This window comes from Nonomuraea sp. NPDC050451, from assembly GCF_044458585.1.
On record NZ_JBITHZ010000055.1, the window covers coordinates 16,288 to 40,811 of the forward strand.

A 24,524-nucleotide genomic window follows, 5' to 3' on the forward strand; every position below is an offset into this window, starting at 1 on the left:
CGGGGTGGCGCCTTTTGAGCCGGTTCAGTACGGCCGTTGGAGGAAGCGGCCCAGCGACGGGTCGTACAGGCGGCCTGACACCAGGACCGTCCCGTCCAGGGTGGTCGGGTGGAACGAGCCGCCCAGCCAGCCGTAACGGCCCGGCTGGGTGGCCAGGCCGAACTCGTCGTACCCGACCACGGTGGCCAGGCCGCTGTCGAGCTCCAGCTCGGTGCCCACGTGCCCGCCGACCGTGAGCAGCTGGAGGCGGACCGACCCGGTCGCGCCCGCGAGCGCGGCCAGCTCGCCGCCGACACCGGCCACGTTGCGGACGACCGCGCCGTTCTCGGCAACCCAGGAGAGCCGCTCGCCGTCGGAGCCGTAATGGTGGACGGCGACCGCGCCCGCCTCGCTGGTCTCCGATCTGATCCGGCCCGCCGGATCGCGCGTCCACGCCAGGCTCCGCTCGCCGGAGGTCTGCTTGGCCGGCAGGCCGTCGGCGAAGTAGCCGATGGTCCGCCCGCCCGGCAGCGAGGTGGTGCGGCCCGCCGGGTCGTAGCCGTAGCCGTCGCCGGTCAGCCTGCCGTCCGAGGTGTAGGCGTACGTCGTGATGCTCGCGGCGGAGTCGTCGGCCACCGGACAGTCCTCGTCCGACGCCTGCACGGCCAGCCGGGTCCGGTTGCCCGCGCCGTCGTGGCCGTAGCGGCGCAGCGTGCACACCGGGAACACCATGTCCAGCGCCGACGCGAGCTGCCCCGCCTTGTCGTAGCCGAGCTGCCGCTCGCTCATGGTGTCGGTGCGCATGCTGAGCGCCTCCTGCCCGTGGACGTTCCGGCCGACCTGGTCGATCATCACCGGGCCTTCCATGCCGTCCCTGGTGTAGATCCGCGCGTAGTTCTGCCCGCGCTCGTCGTACGGCGACTGCAGGTGCAGCCCGCCCGGCAGGTCGCCCTCGATCTGGCGGCCGTCGGCGTCGTAGCGGGCGGTGAAGGTGCCCGCCGCCGAGTCGGTGACCGAGGTGGGCAGGCCGCGCGGCTCGGCCGCGTGGTCGTAGGCGTAGACCCTGGTGGACGGGGCCGAGTCCGTGATCTTGACCGGGCGGTCGAGGTCGTCGTACTCGGTGCGGGTCTGGCCGCCGTCCGCGTCGGTGTGGGAGATGACCCGGCCCAGCCGGTCGTAGGCCGTCACGATCTTCTCCGTGCCGCGCCACCGCTCGGTGGGCCGGCCGGTGGCCGGGCTGTAGCCGATGCCGATCTCGGCCTCGCCGCCGACCTGGGTCGAGGCGGGGCGGCCGGCCGGGTCGCGCTTGATCGTGGTGACCGTGTTCCCCTCGGTCACGGTGTCGGGCAGGCCGGAGGCGGTGTAGGTGTAGGTCCGCCCGCCGTCCTGGCACACCAGGCCGGCCCACTCGGGCCGCCCGCCACAGGTGCCGCCGCCGGTCGCCGTGTAGAGAACCGGCCCCGCGGCATCGGTGGTCACCGCCCGGCCGCCGGGGTCGCGGACGGTCCTGATCTGCCGGCCGGTCGCCCAGTCGTAGGACAGGGCGGTGGTCTTCACGTCCACGTCCGGCTTGGACTCGCGCCCGACGATCACGGCGCCGACCTTGACGGTGGTCGGCAGGTCGCGGGCTGTCGCTCCGGACGGCCTGCCCTCGTCGTAGGTGCTGACGGTGTGCGCCCTGGCGCCGATGGCGTATCCGGCGGGCAGCTCGTCCACGTCGGACTCCAGGTTCACGATGTGGACCGGGCTCAGCTCCTCCAGCTTGCGGCGGCCGGAGGCGTCGTAGATCGATCGGGTGGACAGCAGCTCGGCGCGCTCGTCCGGGCCGTAGCCGGTGATGGCCAGCTCGACGAGCCGGTAGTCGGTCTCCGGCCGCTGCGACAGCTCCCTGTTCGCGGGGGTGAGCACCCGTACCGCGTGGCCGAACCGGTCGTAGTCGGTGGCGGACAGGTGGCCACCGGGGGTCAGCACGTTGACCGCCCGGCCCGACTCGTCCAGGTACGTCACGGTGGGGCGGTTCGTGGAGCCCGGCGGGTGGACCGCCGTGGCCGTCACGGGCGCCACGGCCTGGCCCCAGGCGGCCACCTGCCGGGACGTCAGGTCCGCCGGGCCGCCGCCCGCCGTGGTGAGCGGCACGCCGTAGCCGATCGTGGTCCTCGCCTCACCGGCGACCTGGTCGGCGGTGCCCGGCTTGAGCGTGGGGCGGCTGACGGACCGCAGCCGGCCGTCGCTCTCGTAGCCGAAGGTCCACGGCAGCTCGCCGGGCGGGGTGAGCGTGGTGACCCGGCCGGCGGCGTCGTAGCCGTAGGTCGTCTTCAGCGGCGGGCTGATCCGCGGGTCCCACACCTCGCTGAGCCGGCCCGCGCCGTCGTAGCCGTACTGGGTGATCACCGTTCCCTTCAGCGAGACGGTGGACAGGCGGCCCGCGCCGTCGTAGCCGAGCTCCAGCGTGTGCCCGGAGCGGGTGATCGACTTGGGGCGGTTCTGCTCGTAGGCGTGGCCTGTGGGTACGTAGACGTCCCCTTGCCTGGTGAAGGAGGTGGCCTCGCCGCGGGAGTCGGTGAGCGTGTACGTGCCGGTGAGGGTCAGGTCCTCGGCGCCGGGCTCCGGCCGCCAGCCGTCCTTGGTCTTGGTGAACTGCACCGGCGTGCCGTCGGCCCTGGTCAGCTCGACGGACGTCGGCGAGGTCTCCTTGAGCACGGTCAGCGCGGGCGACCACGTGACGCCGGGGTCGCGCGATGCGGCCGTGCGGGTGAGCGTCAGGCCGAACGGGCCGCCTGCCGAGGTCTGGAGCCGGTAGTCGCCGGTGAGCAGGTTCAGCACGCCGGGGCCGACCTGGCTGGTGGCGGCCCGGGTGGCGCGGCGGTCCACGACGACCTCGGCCTGGCCGGACTCCACGGTGGCCCCGCCGGAGCCCGCCACGAGCGCGCGCACCTGGACGGCGGCGTCGCCGAGCTGCGTCCCCGCGTCCCAGACCAGGCCGGACACCCCGTCGGGGGCGGCTACGGGCCAGGCGGTCAGCGGCTTGCCGTCCGCGCCCGTCACGTTCGCCACCGGCAGGTCCGCCCAGGCGTCGGTCTCGGCCCGCCGGAACTGGAACCTGGCCTGGGTGAAGGCCGTGCCCGTCACCGCGAGCGGCACCTTGCCGGTGCTGCGCAGGCCGTCGGCGGGGGCGGTCAGCGTGGCCACGGCCGCGCCGGAACCCACGTTGAAGGTGTACGCGGTGACCGGTGAGGCGTTGCCGGCCTTGTCGACGGTGTGGACGCTGAGCGTGTGCGCGCCGGTCGTGGCGGGCGTCAGCTTGGCGGTCACGGCCGCCCCCGTCGTGAGCACCTTCGTGGCGGCGCCGCCGTCGAGCTTGTAGGAGATCCAGCCGGTGTCGGTGTTCGCCGGGGTGAGGGTGAACGTGCCCGCCTTGCCGGCGTCGCCGTGCCAGCCGCCGTCGTCGGGGTAGTCCGCCGAGGTCACCTTGGGCGCGGGCGGTTTGGCGGTGTCGATGGAGAACGCCCTCGACTGGTACGCCTTCGAGGTCAGGGAGCCGTCGTTGGCCCACGACCTGATCGTGTACGTCTTGCCGTTCGCCAGCTTGCCCGCGGGCACGTTGGCGCCGGAGAAGCCGTTGCTGGCCACGTACGCGCCGTAGAGGTTGTCGATCAGCAGCGTCGAGCCCGCGTACACGTCGAACAGGCCGCGTACGTTGCCGCCGTCGGGGTCGCGTACGTGGTTGCGCAGCTGCGGGGTGACCGTGTTGGTCCAGAGCGTGCCGTCGTACTCGGTGTACGGCGAGACCCAGGTCGAGACCGGGGTACTCGGGTAGGAGTTGTACGTCACCGAGATCACCGGCACCTTCGACGAGGCGTTGCCCGAGTGGAACCTCTTCCAGGCGTACTTGTCCGACTCGTTGGCGGCCCGCAGGCCCATGCCGGACTCCTTCCAGCCCTGGTTGGCATAGTGCTGCACCAGCGAGGTGACGTTGGCGGTGACCCAGCCGTCGGCGCAGCCGCTCCCGTAGCCCTTCGTCTCGCTGGAGGAGGCGTACTTGGCGGCCATGTGCGGCCCCGGGTAGCGCGACGACGTCGAGGCGCGATCGGCCGACCAGACCTCCCACGAGCGGGCGTCGCACGACCACGAGTGGTAGTTCCAGAGCTTCAGCGTGGCCGAGATGATCTTCTTGCCCGCGATGCCGGGGGTCTTCCACGTGATGAACGACTTGGCGACCTGGCCGCTGCCGTTGTTGCCGATCTTGAGCTCGGTGGCGCCCGACTGGTCGGTGCCGTAGCCCTCCTGCACGAACGTGTCGAAGACCTGGCCCAGGTTGAGCGACGGGTCCACGGTGACGGGGTAGGCCGTGGCCGGGTCGTTCAGGAAGGCCGGGTCGGGGGTGAGGACGAGGTCGCGCCCGGAGACCTTCATGTCCACGGGGGCGCGGCGCAGGTGCTCGCCCGAGACGGGGTGCTCGGTGGCGTCCCACATGACGGGGGCGGGGATGGTGACGGCGACCTTGCCCTTGGCGTCCACCAGTTCCACGCCGCCGCCGGCCGATGCACGCGGTTCGAGGCCCGGCGCCTTCAGTCCCAGCGTGTACGTCAGCGGGGCGGCCGGACGGGACTTGAGCAGCAGGAACTGCTCGGCGCCCGTCCTGGTGGCGGTGACGACCAGGTCGGCGCCCGGCATGACGTCCGGGTACGTGGCCGTCTCGCCGGACAGGCGCGGCGCGGGCAGCGCGCCCTTCCACTGCATGGTCACCTTGGCGGCGCCCGCACCGATCGTGATCAGATCGCTCGAACCCGACACGCCGGCCTGCCGCGACAGCCCGGTGCGTCCGCCGGCGAGCTTGAGCGCGCGGCCGTGGCCCCGGGTCACGATCTCGCCCGACGGCGCCTTGGTGAGCGAGATGTCCACCGGGGCCCACGCGCCGTCGCGGCGGAACCTGACGGGGCCGGCGAACGAGTCCACCGTCAGCGTGCCGTCGGGGTTGGCGAAGGTGGTGGTGGTCTCCGTACGGACGTCCGCGACCTCGACGCGCCGGCCCGTCAGGCGGGCGGACAGCCGGGCGGAGGCCTCGTCCGGGGCGCTCGGGTCGGCGGTGAGCCGGGCGGGGGCGCTCGGGTCATCCCCCGAAGCGGCGGCGGGCGGCTCTGCGGCGGCAGGTGACGCAAGCGCGGCCAGGGGGAGAAGCAGGAGAGCGAGGCCACCGGCGAGGGCCCGTGGCGTCAAGACAGGCATGGGTGCTCCGGGAGGTGCGCGTAGGGCGACGCCCCCGCCGGATCGGGCGGGGGCGTCGGGATGGTGCGGGGGCTACTTGCTCTGGCAGCTCTTCTTGCGGACCTCGTACCAGGTGATTCCTGGAGCCTGGAACCGGATCGCGAAGCACTGGTTCTTTCTGGCGGCTTCCCGGACCTTGTAGATGGCCGAGGCGCCACCCGTCGTGTAGGCGACCTTGCAGATCAGCTTGGCCTTACCCTTGAGCTTGTCGCAGGAGCCCTTCAACGCCTCGATGGCGCCGGCGACGCCGGCGACGAACCAGGCGTTGTAGATCTTCTTGGTGAGCTTCTTCGAGAAGATCAGCCGGCACATGGCCTTCCACCACTCGCACTGCAGCTTGAGTGCGGGGTCGGCGACCACGGGGTAGGCGGCGCCCGCGTGGTCGACCGTCTGGATGAGCGTCATGCCCTCCACCCGGTACGAAGTCGGCACCGGGTTGCCGTTGGCGTCCTTGGCCCAGGGCAGGTCGATCTCGGCGAGGTAGAAGTCGTTGTTGTAGATCAGGACGGTGCCGTCGTCCTCCTCGACCTCCAGCATGCTGCCCTCGGGGGCGTTGATCGGGAAGCGGTACTCGGTCGGCGCCGAGGCATCCTTGATGATGGTCAGCGCGCGGGCGATCTGACCGGTGCGCTGGTGGGCGTAGGCCACGCTCGGCTGCTTGGCGGCGTAGGTGACCAGGCCGGGCAGCGGCTGGCTGCCGGCGCCGTCGGCCTCCGGCATGCCGATGCCGATGTCGGTCTCGCTGACGGTCGCGACCAGCGTGCGGTCGGGGTCCGTAGCGATGGCGAAGGGCCGCTGGACGTCGCCGTCCGGGATCTCGGTGGGCGGGGTCGTCCTCGCCTCTTCGACGATCTCGGGCACCACCTGGGTGAGGGCTGCCAGGGCGGGGTCTTCCTGCGCGATGGCCGGGGTGCCGGCCACGGTCGCGCTGCTGAGTGCCAGGGCCGTCGCTAAGGTGACGACGAATGCCCGAGCGGAAATGCGCATGGATGTCCTTCCACGTAGGTGGGGGAGATGCACAAACGCCGCAAACGTAAAGATCATCGGCGACCAACTGGATGATCTTGGGTGGCCGGACCGTAAACGTTTGCTGTCTTCCGGGCGAGCCGGTGGTAGAGCCCGGCGGCCAGGCAGGCCGGCGCGCCCGTTCACCGGTCCGTACGGGGAGGCGTCCACGCGATACGGCGCCGCCACGTCGAGGCGTCCGCTCGAAGGTGCGGATCGCGTAGAAGCCGTAGAGCGCCAGGCTCGACCCGGCCCATGGTGAGCGCCTTTGAGCTCGAACGCGGCGCGGCCGATCACCATCTGGTTGACGCCCTTGTGGCCCAGCAGGGAGTGGAATCCCGGGAAGCCGCGGGAATGGGCTCGATGGATAATCTTCTATGGATTGAAGCGATCCCTGTATATGGTTACAGCGTGTTCACGCTCCAATCCCTGCTGGATCGCGCCTCGCTGGAGCTCCGTGTGCTGGTGCCGGGCCGGCCGGGCGCACTGGAGGCGCCCGTCGCGTGGGTGCACAACACCGAGCTGCCCGACCCTTCGCACTACGTACGCGAAGGGGAGCTCGTGGTGACCAACGGCCTGTGGCTCGAACGGGTGCCCGCCGCGCAGTTCGTGTCGAACGTCAAGAAGGCCAAGGCCAGCGGCATCGTGTTCGGCTTGCGCGCGGAGATGCCGGACACTCCCGAGGAGCTGGTCGAAGCCTGTCGCGAAGAGGAGCTGACGCTGCTGGAGATCTCCGTCGCGGTGCCGTTCACGGCGGTCTCGCAGGCCATGGCCGACATGCTGACCGACGAACGCAAGCAGTCGCTGGTCGGCATGGTGCGCCGGGGAGACGCGCTGGCCACGGCGATCTCCCGGGGCGCCGGCGCCTCCGGCGTGCTCGAGGTCCTGCGCCGTGAGCATGACCTGCCCCTGGCGGTGGTCGACAGGATGGCGCGTTCCCTCGCGGTGGCCGGCGCGAGCCTGGACGGCGACCGGCTGCATGCCGTGGCCACGGCATTGGCCAAGAAGCCCCCGGCCCTGGAGGTGGACCTCGGAGACTTGGGGCGTGCGGCGCTGTTCCCGGTGGGCGCCGTCGGCGACATCGACGCGGCTCTCATCTGCCTGCGCCCGTTGCGCGAGCTCGCGACGCCCGAGCGGCAGGCGCTGGAGCAGACGGCTCGCTTCCTCAGCCTGGAGGTGGCGAAACAGCAGGCGGTCCAGGCCATCGAGATGCGCTTCGCCAGCGAGCTCCTGGAGATGATCCTCTCGGGAGGCTGGCGGGCGACGGAGGTTCCTGGCCGGCTGCGCGCCTTCGGCGTGGATCCGAGCGGTCCGCTGGCCGTGTGCGCCGTGGCGTTCGCGGACGGCGAGGCCGCGACGATGCACGGGCTCGCGGAGGTGATCGCGGAGTTCTTCGCGGCCGAAGGGATACCTGCGGTCGTGGCCGGTGGCACGCAGGACGTCGTCGCCGTCCTGCCGTGGCGTCATCCCGAGCACGAGCTGCCGCTGCTCGGCCGGCGCCTGGCGGGGAGCATCGAGCGGCGCTTCCCCGGTCTGCGCCCGGTCGTCGGACTGGGAGGACTCGCCGCCCACGCGGCCGAGCTGCGCCCCCAGCTCCTGCAGTCCAGGGAGGCGTGCCGCGTGCTGCGGCGCACCCGCACGGGTCCTTCCGTGCGGGCCTTTGCCGAGCTGGGCACGCACCGGCTGCTCCTCGGACTGCTCGACGCCGAGACCTTGACCGAGTTCTCCCGCAAGATCCTCGGCCCGATGAAGGACCATGACGCGCGGCGGGGCGGCGAGCTCGAGCTGACGCTGCGGACGTTCCTCGATCATGACGGGCAATGGGCGGCGACGGCCGGGGCGTTGCACATCCACGTCAACACCCTGCGCAACCGGCTGGCCAAGATCGCCGAGCTCACCGGCAGAGACGTGGGACGCACGGAGGACCGGGTCGATCTGTTCCTGGCGCTGACCGCCGAGGCCATGGACCGGGCTCAGTCCGGGTAGACGTCCGGATCCACCACCGGAGGCCGGGGCCGGCGCACGGTCAGGCCGGCGTCCGCGGCCGCCCACTCGGCGACGTCACGGCAGCGGGCGAAGGACACGTCAGCGCAGCTCTGCGCGTATTCCAGGAACTGCCGCAACGCCAGAGCGCGGCCCGGCCGGCCGGACAGGAACGGATGGACGCACAGGTTGAACAGGCCGCCGTAATGGCGCATCCCGTCGAGTTCGGCCCGCCACAGCTCCAGCACCTTCGCCGGGGACTCGATGACGGAGCCGACATGAGGCGCGGGCAGGAACGCGTACTGCTCCCAGTCGTCGAGCGACCAGTGGACGGGCAGCTCGACGATCTCGCCGGCGGGCGTGGCCACTTTGTACGGCTTGTCGTCCCCCATGAGAGAGGAGTCGTAGCGCAGGCCGTGCTCCGCGACCAGGTCAGCCGTCAGCCAGGACGCTTCCCACAGCGCCGCCCGGTGTCCCCGGATCTCGATGCCCTGGCTGTCGAAGACCGCCAGAGCGCGCTCGAAGTCCGCGCGTTCCTCCTCTGCGGTCATGGACGTGGGCGGCCGGTGGCTGTAGGAGTGGTGCGCCACCTCGTGGCCCCGTTCGACGATCGACGGGGCGAGTGCGGGGCGGTGCTCGGCAACCCAGCCGGGCACGAAGAACGTGGCGGGGACGCCCAGCTCGTCCAGAAGGTCGAGAATGCGGGGCAGCCCGACCTCGGGACCGTACGCCTGGTGGGACATCGTGCTCGCGTGGCCGGCGAAGCGGCGGCCCTGCGCGAGCACGGGGGTCTCCGCGTCCACATCGAAGGTGAGCGCCACGACCGCGGCGGACCCGCCACGCCAGCCGCCGCGGATCTCGCCCGCCCGCTCGGCCCGCCGGGGCGCGCTCAAGCCGGCACTCCGGCCGCCGGCCGCCACAGGCGGGCGTTGCTCAGCGTCGCCATGGGCTGGAGCATCCGGTGATCGAAGTCCGCCAGGGGCAGCCCTTGGGCCAGGCGCCGGGGGAAGTCCGGGTTGGCGAGCGCTCCCCGGCCGAGGGCCAGTACGTCAGCGTGACCGTCCTGCAGCACCATGGCCGCCCGGGCGGGATCGTGCATGCCGCCGTTGGCCAGCACGGGCAGTCCGGTCACCTTCCTGGCCAGGCCCGTGATCGTCACCTGCCCGTCCAGGGTCGCGGTCTCCACCCAGTCCCGTCCTTCACTGGCGATGTGCAGGTAGCTCGCCCCTGCTTCGGCGAGCGCGGCGAAGATGATCTCCGCGTCCCTGGAGCCGCCCGCCCATCTGTGGGTGAAGTCGTTGACCTTGCCCTGCGACAAACGGATCCCCACGCAGAAACGCGGACCGACCTCCGCGCGGATGGCGGAGACGATCTCTGCCGCGAGTCGTACCCGATTGGCGACCGTGCCACCATAGCGGTCGCCGCGCTGGTTGGTGTAGTCGGTCAGGAACTGGTCCACGAGATAGCCGTTGGCGCCGTGCACCTCGACCCCGTCGAAGCCCGCTCGCCGGGCGCGGACGGCCGACGTCACGAAGCCGTGCACCACCTGGTCGAGGTCGTCCTGGCTCATCGCGCGGGGCGTCCGCCAAGGGCCGTGCCCGCCGTATTCCGGCATCTTCTGCCCGCGCGGCTGGACGGCCGACGGCGCCGCCGTGTCGTCGCGGTAACGGTTGCCCTGCGAGAGCGCGCCCGCGTGCATGAGCTGGAGGATCATCGGCGCTCCGGCGTCGTGCACGCGGCTGGTGATGTCCCGCCAGGCGGCCTCGTGGCCGTCGGTGACGATGCCGGGCTGGTTGGCGTACCCCTGGCTGTAGCGCGTGTCGGTATAGGTTCCCTCGGTCAGGACGAGGGAGAAACCGCCGCGGGCGAAGGCCGTGTAGTAGTCCGCCATCTCGGACGTCGGCGTGCCGTCGGCGGCGGCGGACACCCTGGTCATGGGGGAGACGGCCAGCCGGTTGGCGAGGTGGAGATCGCCGATCCGGTCCGGTCGCAGGGCGGGGTGCTGGATGTCGTTCATTGTTCGCTCACTCCTTGCCGGCCGTCGAGGAGATCGATCGCCAACGGCGTCGGCTCGTGGCCATTGATTCCGACCAGGTCCTGAGGGCAGGCCGAGACCACGAACACGCAGTCCATCGCCGCCTCGAACGTGATCGAGTCATTTGGGCGGCTGATCGAGTTCAGCCAGCTCAGCCGGCCGTCGTCCGCCACGGGGATCCTCATGAACACGTTGACGGGCTGCGGGGTCGGGATGGCCAGACCGAGTCCGGCCATGTTCCTGGCCAGGTTGTCCGCGCAAGACGCGTGGAACCCCGGCACGCCCAGAGCGCGATAGCGGGCCGGGTCGCAGGCGGCGATGAGCAGGTCATGCCGCCCGGGGGAGGTGTCCTCCACCAGGGTGAGGATGGGCCTGCGGCGGTCGGTGACGAACTGCTCGCCGACCGCCGGGAACAGGCGGCTGGTGGCGGCTCGGGTGTGTGACGCGCTGAGGTGCTCGTTCACGTCGTCCGCGGCGAACGCGAACACGTCGCCGACCTGACCTCCTTCGAGGTCGGTGACCCGCACGCGCTGACCGGACCTGACCTTTACCGCCCGCCCTTCGGTGGCGGGCACGATGAGTCGCATACCGACAGCCAACCAGCCGGCACGCGGACAGGCCATGGAGATTCCCCCTGTGTTCGTCCGAGGCGATGGATGAACCTACAACGCTCCCGAGTGTGCGTTCCGCCGCCGGTCCCGCGGCCTCGATACCGGCCGCGCAGTCGAGAGGCGCGCGGTCCCGGCCCGCGGCGGGTGACAGGAGAAGCCCGGCACCCCGCGCTCTCTGGGAGTCCCCTCATCGCCTCGTAGACCGGGCCGGCGTCGCCCGGCCGCGCCGCGAAGCCGGCGAGCGGGCGCATGATGCCGTGATCGACCTGGACGCCGTCGCTCGAACGCAGCAGGTGCCCGTAGCGCGCGTGGGCCTCTGCCTCGACGATCGTGGCGTTCTCCGCCAGGACCCGCTTGGCCGCCTCCAGGGCGGGCAGGCTCCGCTTTAGGATCTTCACGCCCTGGCTCGCCAGCAGCGCCATCCGGGCCTCGAAGGGCCTCCGTACCTCCGGATCGCAGTCGTCGAGCAGTTCCCCGCGAGGAACCACGAGGGTGATCGGCCGGGAGTCCCCAGGGGATACTGTCCCGCCGACGAGGACGGCATCCATGGCGATGACGTCGCGCATCGACGTGGCGAAGATGCCCACGCTGTCCAGGGTTGGGGCGAGCCACAGCGTGTCACCAGCTCCGGTGGACAGGTTTCCAGGGCATTCACCGGTCGACGGAAACGCCGAGGAAACGACCTGCGTGCTTGTATCCCCTCGCACGTCGTTCCTCGTGAAAGGATGTCCATGGAATTGTCGCATCCCTCGCCTGACCACGGCCCTTCGCGCCGCTCCGCCCTCGGGTTCCTGGGCGCGGTCCCGCTGGTGGCCGGTGGTCTGCCGGCCGCGCAAGAAACCGCCGACCTCTCCTCAGGCTCTGGCCGGATTCCCAAGGACCTGCGTCCTGGAGGCGCCTTCGACCGGCACATCAAAGAACTGGCGGACAAGGATCAGTTTTCCGGCACCGTGATGATCGCGCACCGCGGCCGCCAGGTCCTGGCCCGCGCCTACGGCTGGGCGGACAAGGAAGGCAAGATCCCGAACAGGATCGACACCGTCTACGCTCTGGCCTCGTCCTCCAAGCCGTTCACCGGGCTGGCTCTCGTGCAGCTCGCCCAGCGGGGCAAGCTCAGGTTCTACGACCTGGTGAGCAAGCATCTGGACGGCTTGCCGGCGGCAATGGCCGAACGCATCACCGTGCATCACCTCCTCACCCACACCAGTGGCCTGGGCGACGCCCGGCGTCCGGGCGAGCAGCCGCCGCCGGAGAAGATCCACAACAGCTATGAGGAGCAGATGGAGGACTTCTGGGCGAATCTGAAGACCTTCGAGCTGGAGTTCGCCCCAGGGACGAAGAAGGCCTACAGCAGCATGGGCTACACCCTGCTCGGCGAACTCGTGGCGAAGGTCTCCGGCCAGTCGTTCCAGGACTACGTCCGCCAGAACATCTTCATCCCGGCCGGTATGAAGGACTCCGCCTACTACGACCGCCGCCAGTGGCTGGCCGACAGGCGCATCGCCCATCCGTACATGTATCAGAAGGACGGCTCACGGATCGACGCCGTCCGCAACCTCGACAAGGGCTCCGTCTACGGCGACGCCGGCCAAGGCAGCAACTCCGCCCGGGGATGGATGGGAACAGGCGGCGGCAACGGCTTCTCCACCGCCCCCGACCTCGTGCGCTTCGCGGTCGCCCTGCAAAGCGGCAAGCTCACCGCCCGGCCCTACACCGAGTTGTACGTGAACGGGAAGATCTCCGCCAAGCCGCTGAAGGAGGGCACCCCCGGCAGCTCCCTTCGCGGGGAGAGCTTCCAGGCATACGGGCCTGTGGCCGCCACCTACAACAACCAGCGCATCATCACCCATGGAGGCGGTGCGGGCGGCATATCGACGAGCTGGTCGGTCTACCTCGACCTGGACTGGACGGCCGTCATCCTGAGCAACTACGACCTGCAGAGCATCGAGCCGATCATCGACCTGGAACGACGCCTGATCGCCGGCACATAGCCCGCCCGTTGACGGCGGAACGATGCTCATCGGCTCCGGAGATCTGCTCTCTCCCCGAGATCTCCGTGCACGTCGTGCCCGCCGTCGAGAAGGCGCTGCACGCCCGCAAGCGGGGTCTCATCCCCGGAGGTATCGGGTGAACATCGAGACGAGTTCGTCCTCCAGGCGCTTCGGGTCGACAGGCTCGTGGTCCGCGATGACCTGGTGGACGACCAGTTCGATCGTGGCGTTGATGATCCGGGCGGCGGTGTCGACGTCGGGGACCCGCACCTCGGGATGGCGGCGCAGGAGCTCGCGGGTGTAGGCGGTCCACGCGTCCTTGTACTGGTGGACCTTCTTCACCAGCTCCTGGGAGCGCGGCGCCTGCTCCAACATGATGCGCAGCAACTGCGGGTCGTCCAGGTGGTTCGCGATGGCGGCCTGTACGAAGACGCGCATGACGCCTTCGATGGTGTCGGGCAGTTCCTCGGCCTGGCGGCGGCTGACCTCGCTCGCGCCGCTCTCGATGTGGCCGGTCATCAGCTCCAGCAGTATGGCGTCCTTGTTCGGATAGTACTGATACAGCGATCCGATCGACACGCGCGCGCGCTCGGCGATGCGGTTGGTGGTGCCGGCGGCGTAGCCGTACTCGGCGAAAACGTGAGCAGCCGCCTTGAGAATGCGTTGGCGGGTGAGCTCGGCGCGGGCCTGCTGGGGCTGTTTGCGCGGGTGGAGCCGGTGCTTCTCCGACACCGCGGACCTCCTGTCGAAGAGGGTGAAAGCGAGTAGCGCAAGAACCGAAGGATTGCTCATAATAGTGCCATGAGCAGGCAAAATGCGCCACTCGCGGAGCGTCGTCCGTCCTTTCGGCGGCCCCGGCCGCTGTCACTCGACGAGGTCCGCTCCCGGCTCGGCGAACCTGACCCGATGATCGCGAACAAGATCCGGGACCACATCGACGAGCACATCCGCCGCTTCATCGCGCACTCGCCCTTCCTGGCGATGGCCACCGCGGACGCGTCGGGCCGGGCCGACTGCTCGCCGCGCGGCGACTACCCGGGCTTCGTGAAGGTCCTCGACGAACACACGCTCGCGATCCCCGACCGGCCCGGAAACAAGATCGCCGACTCCTTCCGCAACCTCGCGGAGAACGACGGGATCGGGCTGCTGTTCCTCATCCCGGGCTCGCGGGAGAGCCTGCGCGTCAACGGCCGGGCCTACCCCACCGACGAGCCCGACGTGCTCGCCCGGATGCAGACCGAGGCCAGCGAGCCCGTACTGGCTCTCGTCGTCGACGTCGAGGAGGCCTACTTCCACTGCGGCCGCGCGCTCATCCGCTCCCGCCTGTGGGACCCCGCCAGCCAGGCACTCGCGGACGAGCTCCCGGCACTCGGCGAAGTGGCGGCGGCGCAGTTCGGGCTCGACATCGACCCGCGACTCATCGAAGCAGGCCTCGAAGAGGGCTACCGGAAACTGTACTGACCGAAACCAGACGTGATCACCTCATGCAGCTCACCATCCTCGACCGCATCGACCGGCCCGCCGAGGACGTCGTCGCCCTCACCCTGCGCGGCGCGACCGGCCCGCTGGCGCCCTGGGAGCCGGGCGCGCACATCGACCTCGCCCTGCCGAACTGGCTGACCAGGCAGTACTCCCTGTGCGGCGACCCGGCCGACCGCGGGCGCTACCGCATCGCGGTGCGCCACGAACGGCTCAGCCGGGGCGGCTCCGACTACATCCACCGCTATCTCCGGCAGGGGCGCACGCTGGAGGTGTCCCTGCCACGCAACAACTTCCCGCTCGTCCCCGCTCCGGACTACCTCTTCCTGGCGGGCGGGATCGGCGTCACCGCCATCCTGCCGATGCTGCGGGCGGCCGTCGACGGGGGCGCGTCCGGCTCGATGGTCTACACGGGACGTACGTACGCCACCATGCCCTTCGCCGACGAACTGCGCTCCGCGTACGGCGACCGGGTGACGCTCGTCGCCACCGGGCACGATGCCCGCCCCGACCTCGCCACCCTCGCCGCCTCCCTGGGGCCGGAGACCGTCGTGTACTGCTGCGGGCCCGCCTCCCTGCTCACCGCCTGCGAGGCCGTCTTCCCCGCCGAACGGCTGCACATCGAGCGCTTCCGCCCGACGCCCAGGACGTTCGCGCCCAACACCGCATTCGACGTCGTGTGCGCACGATCAGGACGTACCGTGCCGGTGCCCGCGGACGAGTCGCTGCTGGACGCCCTGACCCACGCCGGTCATCCCGTGCCCTCAGGCTGCCGGGAAGGCGTCTGCGGCAGCTGCGAGCTCACCGTTCTGGAGGGCGAGCCCGAGCATCGCGACGACATCGGCGCCGCGCCCGGCCGCATGTACGCCTGCGTGTCCCGCTCGCTGTCGGCCCGCCTCGTCATCGACCTGTGAGGAGAACATCAGGTGCTGCCGAAGGTACGCCTGCCGGAAACACGACAAATGATCACCTTGGAGGTCGTCAGGAACACGAGGCTGAGCCCCCACTTCACCACCGTCACCCTCGGCGGCCCCGCACTGGAGCGGTTGCGGCCGATGGGCTTCGACCAGACGGTACGGCTGTTCTTCCCCCGCGATGGCCAGATCGGCCTCAGGATGCCGACCCTCTCCAACGAGGCCTGGATGGCGCAGGTGCTGCTCCTGCCGAAGTCGCGGCGGCCGTGGGTACGTAATTACACGATCCGGCGGTTCCGCCCTGAAGCGTACGAGGTGGACATCGAATTCGCGCTGCACGGCGGCACGAGCCCGGCCTCGGCGTGGGCGCTACGCGCCCGGCCCGGCGATCCGGCGGGCATCTTCGACATGGGCATCAGCTACCTGCCGCCGTCCGACGCCGCGTGGCACCTCCTCGTCGGTGACGAGAGCGCGCTGCCCGCCATCCTGGCGATCCTGGAGCACGCACCGGCCTCGCTCGTCGCCGAGGTCTTCCTGGAGGTCCCCGAGACCGCGGACATCCGTACGGACGTGGCGCACCCGCAGGGCGTACGGATCCACTGGCTTCCCCGCGACGGCACCGCCACCACTCCCGGCGAGCTGGCCCTCGAAACCGTCAAGCGGGCGGCTCTGCCCGCCGGCCGCTTCTACACCTGGGTCGCGGGCGAGTCCCGCCTGCCCACAGGGCTGCGCCGGCACCTGGTGAACGACCGCGGCACGCCCAGGGGCGACATCGCGTTCATCGGCTACTGGCGGCACGGCCGCTCCAGCCCCGGCTGACACCCTCGCCCCGATCAGCGCCCGCTCGGCTGTGCCTGCGGAGTTTCGGGTCGGCGTAGCATCCGCCGAAAGTCGAACACATTTGCCTGACCAGCGGCACCGGATCCGGTCAGGCTCCGGCGGCGGCGGTGGCCCGGAGGGTGTCCGGGGTTGTCCCGGTCCAGGTGCGGAACGCCCGGTAGAAGGAGTTGGAGTCGTCATAGCCCAGTAGGTAGGCGATTTCGGCGGTGCGCATCGCGCTGTGGCTCAGATAGTGGCGGGCGAGGTCCTCGCGAGTGCTGGCGAGGACTTCTTGGAAGGTGGTGCCCTCGAGTTGCAGCTGTCGCTGCAGCGTGCGCGCGCTGACGGCGAGGTGGCGGGTGACCTCGGTCATGGAGGCGCCGCCGGCTGGGAGTGTCTCGTGCAGGGCCGCGCGCACGCGGTCGGCGACGCTGGCCGTGGCCTGCAGGTCGGAAAGGCGTCTGCGCAGTTCGGGTGCGAAGAATCGCCACATCTGCTCGTTCTCGGTCAGGAACGGGCGGTGCGCGTCGTGGGGGTCGAAGGTGATGGCGTGGGCGGACCCGGTGCGTACGCGTGCCCCGAAGAAGCCCTCGAGCGCGAGGAGGTCTGCGGGTGGCTGCGGGAGGCTGACCTTGACCGGCCGGACGTGGTGGCGGGTCGCGATCCGGGCCAGGGCGGCCCAGAACACCAGCTCGGCCGTGGCCAGCAGCTGCGGCGGGGTCATGCCGGCGGGCCAGTGGCAGGTGATCGTCAGCCCGTCGCCGCCCTGGTCGAGCTCAAGCCGCATCGGGCCGATCAACGGCTTGTACGTCGCGATGCGCTGTGCGGCGGTCGCGAGGTCGGCGCTGCACAGAGCGGCGAAGATGGGAGGGTTGAACATCTCGACCGAGATCGACCGGCCGATCCCGACAGCGAGATCGCGATCACCGCCCTCGGCGTCGAGCGCCTCCCAGAACCGGAAGTACTCCTCAGGTGCCAGAGCGATCGGCCCGCGGCCGAACAGGTCGGCCGGCAACTGGGCGCGGCGCAGCACCCGCGTCGGCGACACGCCGAGATCGTTCAGCAGTGCCTTGAAGCTCGGGTCCAGGGTGAATCGCTCGCCGCTCATCAGTCCAGCCTAGAGACTGCGAGCTCCGATGCCACTTGCGGATGACGCCAATCTGTTGGCTGATCACGTCACGGTGTGCCGGGATCACGCCGCAGGCGGGACCGGGCGCGACGGCCACCTCACCGCCGAATGCGGCGGGTCTGCGTCAGTGGCGCCGGCTGCAAGTGGATCGGCGCGCTCTGCTAGTCGATGAGCCCGGATGGGTCCCTAGCGTGGGTGGCGAAGGTCGAGATCCCCCGGAAGGCCGGCGGGAGCGGTACGACGGGTGCGCCCGCGCCGACGACCACCAAGCTCCGACACGTTCGAAGGAACCACCATGGCAACCAAGGTCGCACTGGTCACCGGCGCCTCCTCCGGCATCGGCGAGGCCACCGCGCTCAAGCTCCACGAGGCCGGCTACACCGTCTACGGCGCAGCGCGGCGGGTGCAGCGCATGCAACACCTCGCCGAGTCGGGCATCCGCCTGCTCGCGATGGACGTGACCGTCGACTCCTCCCTGCAGGCCGGGGTCGAGAAGATCATCGCCGAGACCGGCCGGATCGACGTGCTGGTCAACAACGCCGGCTACGGCTCCTATGGCGCGATCGAGGACGTGCCCATGGACGAGGCCCGCGACCAGTTCGAGGTCAACGTCTTCGGCGCGGCCCGCCTGACCCAGCTGGTGCTGCCGCACATGCGCGCGCAGCGCTCGGGCACGATCGTGAACGTCACCTCCATGGGCGGCAAGATCTACACCTCCCTCGGCGCGTGGTACCACGCCACCAAGTTCGCGCTCGAGGCGATCAGCGACTGCCTGCGTTTGGAGGTCAAGCCCTTCGGGATCGACGTCGTGGTGATCGAGCCGGGCGGCGTCAAGTCCGAGTGGGGCGGCATCGCCGCGCAGAAGGTCCGCGCCGTCTCCGGCACCGGCCCTTACGCGCCACTGGGCAACGCCGTGGCCAATGCGCTCAGCTCCGAGGCCAACGAGCGCCGCCTCTCGGCACCCGAGCTGATCGCCAAGACGATCGTGAAGGCCGTCAAGGCGCGCCGCCCCAAGACGCGGTACGCGGTCGGCTTCGGCGCCAAGCCGATGATCTTCCTGCACGGTGTGCTGCCCAACCGCACGTTCGACGCGGTCATGCGCCGCGTCACCGGCGTGCCCGCGTCCTGAGGCACGGCGGGCGACGTTCGTCACCTCGAGGAGGCGTCCAGGGCCTGTTCTGGGGTTCGGATCTTGGGGGGCTTCGGATCCGCAAGATGGCGGCGCGTAGGTGAGGGCCGGCGACCGGGCGGGCGCGACTGTGACACAACCATGACACGGCGCGAACGAGGCGGGGACGCGGCCAGCCGACAGTGGACGGGGTCGACCGGCGGGCGAGTTATGGAGCGTGCTGCGAAGCGATCCGGCCGCTGGGACAGAACGTTACGACGAAGGCGATCACGAAAAGGAGAAGGCGTGGCTGATGACGGGAAATGGGACCGGCGTTCGCTGTTTCGGGGCGCCGCTGTGCTGGCCGGTGCCGCCGCGGCCACGCCGCTGCTGGGCAGGGCAGCCACGGCGCTGGCCGGCAGTGGTGACGCCGACGCGCTGTTCAGGGCCGGGAAGTTCGAGGAGGCCGGCCGGGCGTACGAGAAGCTCCTGAAGACAGACCCCACGAACCTGCACGCGGCCCGCCAGCGCGGCTACGTCGGGCTGCTGTCCAACCGGTTCCCCGACGCCGAGAAATACCTCAAGATGGCCCTCGACCTGGCGCCCGACGACAAGGAAACCAACGAGTTCCTGGGCGACTGCTACATCCGGCAGGACAAACTCGCCCTCTCCGCACCACGCTGGCAAGCGGCCGGCGAGGAAGCCTACGCCAAGTGGTTCGCGGCGGTCAGCGGCGAGCCGTACCAGATCCATGGCGACATCGCTCGGGTGCCATTCCAGCAGCTGGACCCGAAGCCGCTGGTGGAGGCCTCGGTCAACGGCGGACCGCCGAAGCGCTTCACGTTCTACACCGGCGCCCCGAATCTGAGCATGCGCGCGTCGGTAGCCAAGGAGGCCGGGCTGAGCCCCATCGTCAGTCAGAAGACCGATTTCGAGGGCACCCCCATATGGGTGCACTACGGGGTGCTGGACTCCTTCAAGCTGGGCGGCATCGAACTGCGCAACGTCCCTGTGGGCTGGTCGGCGAAGGAGTCGGGCGAAGATGTCGGCACCGACAGCGACGGCCTGATCGGCACGTGGGTCTTCTACCACTTGCTGACCACCTTCGACTACGCGGGCCGGCAGCTGATCCTGCGCCGCCGAACCCCCGAAACGGCCAGGAAGGCACGCGCCGCCGCCAAACAGGCGGGCGCAGAGCCCCTGCCGATGTGGCTGGCCCGTGACCACGGGATCCACAGCCTGGGCAGCATCGCCGGCATCGCCGACTCCGGCCCACGGGTGGTGGGCGTGACCATCGGCGGAATCGGCGAGGTCGCCGCGGGCATGCCCGGGGCAACGGCCAAGCGGTTGCGGGTCCGCACCGACTACGACCGCCCGATCGAGACGTTCGCCCACAGCCACCCCACCATCTCCTACCCCTGCTACCCGAAGGAGATCCGCCTCGGCAACGCCGTCGCCAAGGAGGTCTACTGCGAAACGGACCCGAACATGCCGGTCAACGTGCCCTGGCCCTACGGGTCAGGGATCGACATGACGGGGCACTTCGCCCACTGCTTCTTCAAGCCCTACAACGTCACCCTCGACTTCACCGACATGAACCTCTACATCGCCCGCGGCAAGGCCACCTGATCATCCGCGACTGCACGGGCGTCATGAGAGCCGCCGGCGACATCGGGAACCTTACGTGGGGTGCCGAGAAGTCGTCAGGTCAGAGGCCCTTCTGCTACCTTCCCGGCATCCCGAACGGGATTCGAAGCGCCTTGTCGTGTTCGATGTAGGGCAGTTACCGGAAACGGCTGGGAACCGTACCGGCTGCTGGACGAGCGTGGGGCCCGGAGCGAACCCGTGGCGACGTACTTCAAGGACCTGTCGGCCGTCGGCAGTCCGGCGTCGACACGCCGGGCCCGCTCCGGCATCCGGTGGACGGTGGCGCGTCCGACCGTGAAGACCTCCATCAGCTCGGCACTGGGGCGATCAGTGGACACCGCACGGACAGTGCCGCCATCCACCGGCAGCGTGGTGCCCGTGACGTAGTCGGCGAGCGGGCCGCTGAGGTAAAGGACGGCGGCGGCGATCTCCTCAGGCCGTCCCAGCCGGCCCATGTCGTTTCTCGATCGAGTTGCGTTCGATCTCCGCCCACGTCTCGTCCCAGCCGCGGGCCGGCGAGGTCGGTGAGGAGCCTCTGGACGGTGTCGACCAGGATGGCGCCGGGGGCGACGGTGTTGGCTGTGATGCCGGTGCAGTGAGGCAGGCCGGCGCTCGGCTGGACGGCGAGCCCGCCGCCGATCTGGATGACGCGGACCGAGCCGTGTTCATGCATGCGGGGGACCACGCGCAGGATCATGCGAACGGCGGAGACGACGTTGATCTGGCTCCAGCCCGCGGCGGTCACCATGCGGGCGCTGCCCAAGGCCGCCCGGATGGCCTCGGCCATGGCCCCGGCACGCGTGCGGTCGCGGCCGTGGATGACGACGTCAGCCCCCTCGGCGGTACGGGCGCGGAGCTCGCCGGCAAGACCGCACGCACGCTGGTGCGCTGCACCTGCACCAGGCCCCGGCGAGCCTGGACGACGCGCTGGCCCGGGTGGGCGCGGTGGCCCGCGAGGGCCGGCTGGTCGGCGGCCTGGTGGCCGTGCGGACGTCCTGAGCCGTGGATCAAGTTTTGAGGCCGTGAACGACAGATGGCGGATGTGAGTGATAGCCGGAGCCGCCGGCACGTTGAAGATGCGACTCCCAGCTATACACCGCGGGCGTACGTCTGAGGTCAGCCCTGCCGAGCATCCTCGCCGAGGCGTCCGGAAGGACCGGGTCTGGTCTCCTTGAGGGGCAGCATCATGAGGATCGAAAGGATCAGGAGGCCACCCAATATCACCGCCACACTGATCTTGTCGATGATCGGGAAGACGTGTAGGTGCAGCATGTGCCACAGGAAGTGGATCGCGTTGTAGATCGACCATGCGCCCCCGGCCACCGCCAGGGACTCCCGGGTCGGGCGGCGCAGCGCCCACACGCTCAGCACCAGCAGCGCCAGGTTGAGTGCCCCCACATCGACGGCCAGATGCTCGTTGTACGGGCCGAGCGCCGCCACCCAGTGGAGCCCCGGCGCCGGGAAGTCGTTGTAGAACGACCGCGGGAACGCCGCCGCCCACACCCCCTGGTACGCCGCCGCCACCGCCAGCACCCCGGCGATCCAGCGCTTGGCCGTCACGGTCATCGCGACGCCGCCCACTGCTCGAAGGTGATCTTCCCGCTGCGGAAGTCGCCGGCCGGCAGCACGCCACCGTTCGCCATCGCCTTGCCGACGGGCACCGTCAGCACCAGTTTGCCCTTGGCCAGGCGGCGCATCATCGATGCCATCGTCAGCACCTCGGGGCCGGCCAGTTCCGTCGCCCGGCCCTGGGCGGGGCCTTCGGCCAGGCGTACGAGCTCGGCGGCGACCTCGGAGGCGGCGACCGGCCGGCTCACCATCAACGGCGCCACCTTCACCGGGCCAGGCACCTTGTCGAGCATCTGCGCCGCGAACTCGTGGAACTGCGTCACCCGCAGGAGCGTCACCGGGATCGGGCCGGCCAGCGCCAGCTCCTCCTGGCAGCGCTTGCCGATGTAGTAGCCCGAGTCGACCCGGTCGACCCCGACGATCGACAGGAGCACGTGGTGGCCTACGCCCGCCCGCTCCTCCGCCGCCAGCAGGTTGCGTGTCTCGGTCTCGAAGAACGCCACCGACGTCTTGCGGCTGAGCGTCGTCACGTTCGCCACGTCGATCACGACGTCCACACCGTGCAGCGCCTCGTCGAGACCGGCCCCCGTTATCAGGTCGACGCCGCTCGACCGGGACATCACCACGACCTCGTGGCCCTGCTCCCGCGCCCGCTCAACCACCAGCTTGCCGACCCAGCCGGTTCCCCCGGCCACCGCTATCCTCATTGTGTTCTGTCCTTTCTCGTCGAATCGGTAAACAAGACAAGTACGAGGGGCTGAATGTGACAGCCGATCGCACCTGCTTGTCGGTTGGGCGCAGCCGTGAGCGGGCAGGATGTTGCAGCCCAGAACCGTCGCGCGTTCACTGGGGCGTGGTTCTTGTACGGCGAGCCGTGATCGGTGGTCACCGTCAGCGGTCCAGCGAGTCCCAGAAATCGGTGAGCACCTGGGCACCACGGCCGGGGTCCTGGGTCATCCACCAGTGGCCGAGCCCGTCGAGCGTCGCGGTCCCGGCGCCGGCCAGCCGCGCCGTACGGCACCGCTGTTCGTAGGTCCCGACCAAGAGGTCCTCGGTGGCGAGCAGGGCGAGGCCCGGCCGCTGCGCCGCGCGTTCGAGGTTCCGGCCCAGCTCGGCCATCACCGGTTGGGCGGCTGATCGGTAGAGCGCGTGTGCGGCCCGCCCCATCGCCTCATCCTGGCCTACCGCGACCCGCTTGGCCGCCGGCTCGCTCATGCCGAACTTCACGAGCATCGCGACCCGCATCGCGAGGTCCGGGCCGAGCGGGACGGCGGGGTCTGGTCCCGTGCTCTCCGGCGCCTGCTGACTCAGGGCGAACTCGTGCCACACGTAGTCCGGATCGAACAGGCCGATCACATCGCTGACCCAGCTGCGCACGAGGTCCGGGCGTGCCATCACCGCGTTGAGGGTGTGCACGCCGCCCCAGTCGTGCCCGACCAGGTCGACGGGCTCGGCGAAACGCTCCAATTCGCCGATGAGCCAGTCCCGGTAATCACCGATGGTCGCACCGAATCCTGTCGGCAAGGGCGCCCCGAAACCGGGCGGGGACAGGCGGATCGGGCCGGGGCGAGCGGGAGCGACACGTTCGAGCTCGACGAGCAGCGGCTCCCAGACCTCCGGCGTCTCAGGGAAGCCGTGGACGAAAACGGTTGGCATGGGCGGGACTCCGTTCATGTTGGTGGCTGACCAGATGACCAATCTGGTCAGCGAGTATAGTCTCGGCCATGAAGACGAACACCACCCCGCGACAGCGGGCTCTTGTAGTCGGACTCGGCGTCAGCGGAACCGCCTCCGCGCTGCGGCTGCACAAGGCGGGCTGGGACGTTGTCGTCCTGGAGAAAGCAGCCGAACGCCGCCGCGGCGGGTACTTCCTCACCCTCTTCGGCACCGGGATCACCGCGGCAGAGCGCCTGGGCATCGAGGTGCCGAACCGCTTCTCGACGGACATCGCCTACTACAACGTCGATCGCGCGGGCCGGCGGCGGCGCGGCATGGGCTTCGCCGAGGCCGTGGCCGGCGAGTCACGCCCGGTCGTGCGCGGCGACGTCGAGCAGGCCGCGTTCGACGCCCTGCCCGAGGACGTGGAGATCCGGTACTCCTCCGTTCCGGTCGCGCTACGCCAGGACGCGGAAAGCGTGCAGGTTGACATCGAGGATCGGGCCGCGGGGACGGTGGTCACCGAACGGTTCGACCTCGTGGTCGGGGCCGACGGGCTGCGCTCGACCGTGCGCCGCCTGGCGTTCGGGCCCGATGAGGGCCGCATTTACCGTCTCGGCTACATGCTCGCGGCGTGCGCCCTGCCCGGCCCGGTCCCCGGTTTCCGGGGTACGGACGGAATCATCATGTCCGAGCTGGGCCGGTCGGCATGGGTGTTCGCCTTCGCCGACCGGCCACCGACGGTGCTGTTCAACTACCGGACCGACGATGTGGACCGCGAGTTCACCCGGCCCGCCATCGACTCGCTGCGGGCGGTGTTCGGACCGGAGCCCACGGGTGCGACGCTCGGCTGGCTGCTCGACCAGTTCGAGCAGGCGCCAGATTACCTGTTCGACACCGCCGAGCAGGTGCGGCTCGACACGTGGCACCAGGGCAGGGTGGTGCTCGTCGGCGACTCGGCGTGGTGCCTGACCCTCTACTCGGGAATGGGGGCCTCCAGCGGTCTGGCCGGGGCCGACATGCTGGGCACGATGCTGGAGCGGCATCCCGGAGACGTGCCGCGGGCGCTGCGGGCCTGGGAGGAGAAACTCCGCCCCTTCATCGAGTTCCACCAGGGCTCCGGCATGGCCATGCGTAAGCTCTTCGTCCCGGCCGACCGCACCGAGTACGGGATCCGGTTCGTCTTCGACCATGTGGTGGGGACGACGCTCGGCAGAACGCTCCTCTCGGAGGCCGAGCATCGCAGCAAGGCTTCTCGGATGAAGACGGTCGACATCGGCCTGACGTGACCCGGTTCGGGGCCCGCCGCACGGTAGGGTTCACCTCCGTGAACC

The 24,524-nt window shown here is 70.3% G+C and carries 20 protein-coding genes; 8 read left to right on the forward strand and 12 right to left on the reverse strand.

What is annotated here, in order from left to right; translation table 11 throughout:
- Positions 1-24: 24 nt before the first annotated feature.
- Both ACIBI9_RS62650 and ACIBI9_RS62655 read right to left on the reverse strand, forming a co-directional pair.
- Complete coding sequence (locus tag ACIBI9_RS62650; RefSeq protein WP_397237775.1) at positions 25-5,205, reverse strand: DNRLRE domain-containing protein; 5,181 nt, start codon at positions 5,203-5,205, stop codon at positions 25-27.
- Positions 5,206-5,277: 72 nt separating this feature from the next.
- A complete protein-coding gene (locus tag ACIBI9_RS62655; RefSeq protein WP_397237777.1) occupies positions 5,278-6,231 on the reverse strand; it encodes a hypothetical protein in 954 nt (317 codons plus the stop codon).
- 429 nt (positions 6,232-6,660) lie between these two features.
- Between ACIBI9_RS62655 and ACIBI9_RS62660 the strand changes: the two genes are divergently transcribed.
- Positions 6,661-8,235, forward strand: a complete 1,575-nt coding sequence (locus ACIBI9_RS62660; RefSeq protein WP_397237779.1) for a PucR family transcriptional regulator — start codon at positions 6,661-6,663, stop codon at positions 8,233-8,235.
- Here the strand turns inward: ACIBI9_RS62660 and ACIBI9_RS62665 are convergent.
- The 4 genes from ACIBI9_RS62665 to ACIBI9_RS62680 are packed head-to-tail and all read right to left on the reverse strand — an operon-like array spanning position 8,223 to position 11,465.
- Complete coding sequence (locus ACIBI9_RS62665) at positions 8,223-9,125, reverse strand: polysaccharide deacetylase (protein ID WP_397237781.1); 903 nt, start codon at positions 9,123-9,125, stop codon at positions 8,223-8,225. The genes ACIBI9_RS62660 and ACIBI9_RS62665 overlap by 13 nt on opposite strands.
- Entirely contained in the window at positions 9,122-10,249 is a 1,128-nt protein-coding gene (locus tag ACIBI9_RS62670; RefSeq protein WP_397237783.1) for a tRNA-dihydrouridine synthase, read from the reverse strand. The genes ACIBI9_RS62665 and ACIBI9_RS62670 overlap by 4 nt, the downstream gene beginning before the upstream one ends.
- Positions 10,246-10,854, reverse strand: a complete 609-nt coding sequence (locus tag ACIBI9_RS62675; protein WP_397237785.1) for a DUF1989 domain-containing protein — start codon at positions 10,852-10,854, stop codon at positions 10,246-10,248. Before ACIBI9_RS62675 ends, ACIBI9_RS62670 begins: the two co-directional genes overlap by 4 nt.
- On the reverse strand, positions 10,815-11,465 hold the full coding sequence (locus tag ACIBI9_RS62680; RefSeq protein WP_397237787.1) for a hypothetical protein: 651 nt from the start codon (positions 11,463-11,465) through the stop codon (positions 10,815-10,817). The genes ACIBI9_RS62675 and ACIBI9_RS62680 overlap by 40 nt, the downstream gene beginning before the upstream one ends.
- A gap of 144 nt (positions 11,466-11,609) precedes the next feature.
- On the opposite strand from ACIBI9_RS62680, the gene ACIBI9_RS62685 reads away from it, so the two are divergent.
- On the forward strand, positions 11,610-12,869 hold the full coding sequence (locus ACIBI9_RS62685) for a serine hydrolase domain-containing protein (protein ID WP_397237789.1): 1,260 nt from the start codon (positions 11,610-11,612) through the stop codon (positions 12,867-12,869).
- 117 nt (positions 12,870-12,986) lie between these two features.
- Here the strand turns inward: ACIBI9_RS62685 and ACIBI9_RS62690 are convergent, their stop codons facing one another.
- Positions 12,987-13,601, reverse strand: a complete 615-nt coding sequence (locus ACIBI9_RS62690) for a TetR/AcrR family transcriptional regulator (protein WP_397237791.1) — start codon at positions 13,599-13,601, stop codon at positions 12,987-12,989.
- A gap of 69 nt (positions 13,602-13,670) precedes the next feature.
- On the opposite strand from ACIBI9_RS62690, the gene ACIBI9_RS62695 reads away from it, so the two are divergent.
- Genes ACIBI9_RS62695 through ACIBI9_RS62705 form a run of 3 tightly spaced genes read left to right on the forward strand, consistent with a single transcriptional unit; the run spans position 13,671 to position 16,081 of the window.
- Positions 13,671-14,330, forward strand: coding sequence for an MSMEG_1061 family FMN-dependent PPOX-type flavoprotein (locus ACIBI9_RS62695; RefSeq protein ID WP_397237793.1), 660 nt, complete (start codon positions 13,671-13,673; stop codon positions 14,328-14,330).
- Positions 14,331-14,353: 23 nt separating this feature from the next.
- Complete coding sequence (locus tag ACIBI9_RS62700; protein WP_397237795.1) at positions 14,354-15,262, forward strand: PDR/VanB family oxidoreductase; 909 nt, start codon at positions 14,354-14,356, stop codon at positions 15,260-15,262.
- 48 nt (positions 15,263-15,310) lie between these two features.
- Positions 15,311-16,081 carry a siderophore-interacting protein gene (locus ACIBI9_RS62705; RefSeq protein ID WP_397237797.1) on the forward strand — a complete coding sequence of 257 codons (771 nt, stop codon included), beginning with the start codon at positions 15,311-15,313 and terminating at the stop codon, positions 16,079-16,081.
- Between the two features lie 109 nt (positions 16,082-16,190).
- On the opposite strand, the gene ACIBI9_RS62710 is transcribed toward ACIBI9_RS62705, so the two are convergent.
- Positions 16,191-17,189 (reverse strand): AraC family transcriptional regulator ligand-binding domain-containing protein, encoded by a 999-nt coding sequence (locus ACIBI9_RS62710; protein WP_397237799.1) that lies wholly within the window; start codon positions 17,187-17,189, stop codon positions 16,191-16,193.
- A gap of 316 nt (positions 17,190-17,505) precedes the next feature.
- On the opposite strand from ACIBI9_RS62710, the gene ACIBI9_RS62715 reads away from it, so the two are divergent.
- Both ACIBI9_RS62715 and ACIBI9_RS62720 read left to right on the forward strand, forming a co-directional pair.
- Entirely contained in the window at positions 17,506-18,339 is an 834-nt protein-coding gene (locus tag ACIBI9_RS62715; protein ID WP_397237801.1) for an oxidoreductase, read from the forward strand.
- Positions 18,340-18,624: 285 nt separating this feature from the next.
- Positions 18,625-19,947, forward strand: coding sequence for an aspartyl protease family protein (locus tag ACIBI9_RS62720; protein WP_397237803.1), 1,323 nt, complete (start codon positions 18,625-18,627; stop codon positions 19,945-19,947).
- 74 nt (positions 19,948-20,021) lie between these two features.
- On the opposite strand, the gene ACIBI9_RS62725 is transcribed toward ACIBI9_RS62720, so the two are convergent.
- From ACIBI9_RS62725 to ACIBI9_RS62740, 4 genes are all read right to left on the reverse strand, one after another.
- The gene (locus ACIBI9_RS62725) at positions 20,022-20,420 is read right to left on the reverse strand and encodes an SDR family oxidoreductase (RefSeq protein ID WP_397237804.1); all 399 of its coding nucleotides are present in this window, start codon (positions 20,418-20,420) and stop codon (positions 20,022-20,024) included.
- Between the two features lie 661 nt (positions 20,421-21,081).
- Positions 21,082-21,546 carry a hypothetical protein gene (locus ACIBI9_RS62730; RefSeq protein WP_397237806.1) on the reverse strand — a complete coding sequence of 155 codons (465 nt, stop codon included), beginning with the start codon at positions 21,544-21,546 and terminating at the stop codon, positions 21,082-21,084.
- Positions 21,528-22,241, reverse strand: coding sequence for an SDR family oxidoreductase (locus tag ACIBI9_RS62735; protein WP_397237808.1), 714 nt, complete (start codon positions 22,239-22,241; stop codon positions 21,528-21,530). The genes ACIBI9_RS62730 and ACIBI9_RS62735 overlap by 19 nt, the downstream gene beginning before the upstream one ends.
- Before the next feature lie 184 nt (positions 22,242-22,425).
- Positions 22,426-23,190 carry an alpha/beta fold hydrolase gene (locus ACIBI9_RS62740; protein ID WP_397237810.1) on the reverse strand — a complete coding sequence of 255 codons (765 nt, stop codon included), beginning with the start codon at positions 23,188-23,190 and terminating at the stop codon, positions 22,426-22,428.
- Between the two features lie 68 nt (positions 23,191-23,258).
- Between ACIBI9_RS62740 and ACIBI9_RS62745 the strand changes: the two genes are divergently transcribed.
- Positions 23,259-24,479 carry an FAD-dependent monooxygenase gene (locus ACIBI9_RS62745; protein WP_397237812.1) on the forward strand — a complete coding sequence of 407 codons (1,221 nt, stop codon included), beginning with the start codon at positions 23,259-23,261 and terminating at the stop codon, positions 24,477-24,479.
- Positions 24,480-24,524: the final 45 nt, after the last annotated feature.